Source organism: Stieleria sp. (assembly GCF_041595215.1).
In the GTDB taxonomy this organism is placed as follows: Bacteria; Planctomycetota; Planctomycetia; order Pirellulales; family Pirellulaceae; genus Stieleria; species Stieleria magnilauensis.
In genome coordinates this window covers 1-1515 of the sequence record NZ_JBFHKV010001510.1, presented here as the reverse complement: position 1 = coordinate 1515, position 1515 = coordinate 1, and the positions used below count along the sequence as shown (strand labels likewise).

The following is a 1515-nucleotide window of genomic DNA, read 5'->3' as shown; positions in this document are numbered from 1 at the left end:
CACCAGCCGGACCTGTTGATCTTGGACGAACCCTACAACGGGCTTGATCCGGTCGGTCGGGCAGACATGACGGCGGTCCTGAAGGCCTGGACGGACGAAGGGCGGGGGCTGCTGTTCGCCAGTCACGTGTTGCAGGAGATCGAAGCGGTCACGTCGTCGTTCTTGTTGATTTACGGAGGACGCTTGCTGGCTTCGGGGACGGCTGACGAGATCGAATCGATCCTGGCCGACACGCCGCAACAAGTCCGTGTGATCGGCCCCGACGCCGCGCGGCTGGTGCATCGCTTGGCCGATGTTCCGTGGGTCGACTCGCTGTCCTTGTCCGCCGGTCGGACCGAGCTGGCGGTCTCGTTGCGCGACCCCGGCGAGTTCTACCGTCAGTTGCCGCATTGGATTCGCAGTGACGGACTCGCGATCGAGCGGTTGCGGACGTCCGATGGCAACCTGGAAACGTTGTTCGAATCGCTGCTGAAACATCATCGCGGAGAAACGCCGTGAACAAGCTGACTCTGCCGCTGGCGGTGATGATTTTCGAACTGCGCCGTTCGCTGACGATCGGCCGGATCGCGATTTGGTTCATCCTGGTTGCGTTTCCGGTCGCGATCATCACCGCCATTCATCTGATCGCAAAGATTGAAATGGGCGAACGTTTTGACGCCGAGAACATGATCGAGCCGCTGGGGATGGCGATGTATTTTTTGATCCCCGAAGTCAGCTGTCTGTTGGGGTTGTTGTTGTGGGCCACACCGGCGATCAGTACGGAGATCGAAGGCCAAACGTGGGTGTATCTGACCATGCGTTCGTCCGGCCAACGAATGGTCTTGATCGGGAAATACTTGACGGCCGTGGTTTGGACGCTTTCCGCTTCCCTGGCCGCGGTGGCGCTCTGCACGATCGTCGTCGATTCACCCATCGGATCCGAATTGTGGTGGGTGTTGACCAAGTTGGTCGTGTTGTCGTGCTTTGTCCATGCGGCCCTGTACTTGATGATCGGCACGCTGTTCTATCGACGTACCATGGTCGCCGCGGTCATGTACACCGTCGTGGTGGAGTACGTCGTCTCGTTTATTCCCGCGCTGGTCAACAAGTTCACGATCAATTATCGGCTACGCGGTTTGTTGGCCGATTGGATGCAGTGGGACGATGCCCGCAGTCAAGCGGAACACATCTTCGGCAACGAACCCGTCTCCACACATTTGCAACTGCTGGGCGTGATGGTCGTCCTTTTCTTGGGCATCGCGCTGTACCGAGTCGAACGTACCGAATACCCGACCCAGCAAGAAGGCTAAAAAATCCTTTGCGGCGTTGCGGTTCCGCCTCAGCGCGGTTTTTCCGGTCCGATGTATTTTGATGCGATGACCAGATTGTCAAAGAAGACGACATTGATCGGGTTCTTGGTCCAACGATCGGTCACATAACTCTCCAGCGTCAAGGCATTCGCTTGCAGCGCCTCGTCGGTTCGCCAATTAAAGCCTTTCCAATGCCCCCGTAATTCGCCATTGATCCAAAAGGCTT

General features: G+C 57.6%; 1 protein-coding gene and 2 pseudogenes. 2 read left to right on the top strand and 1 reads right to left on the bottom strand.

The window, feature by feature from the left end; genetic code table 11:
- Both ABX749_RS32540 and ABX749_RS32535 read left to right on the top strand, forming a co-directional pair.
- Positions 1-498: pseudogene (locus ABX749_RS32540) on the top strand (ABC transporter ATP-binding protein); the annotation flags it as partial.
- The gene (locus ABX749_RS32535) at positions 495-1289 is read left to right on the top strand and encodes a hypothetical protein (protein WP_372899699.1); all 795 of its coding nucleotides are present in this window, start codon (positions 495-497) and stop codon (positions 1287-1289) included. The pseudogene ABX749_RS32540 and the gene ABX749_RS32535, both read left to right, overlap by 4 nt.
- A gap of 29 nt (positions 1290-1318) precedes the next feature.
- On the opposite strand, the pseudogene ABX749_RS32530 reads toward ABX749_RS32535, so the two are convergent.
- Positions 1319-1515, bottom strand: a pseudogene (locus ABX749_RS32530) (hypothetical protein); the annotation flags it as partial.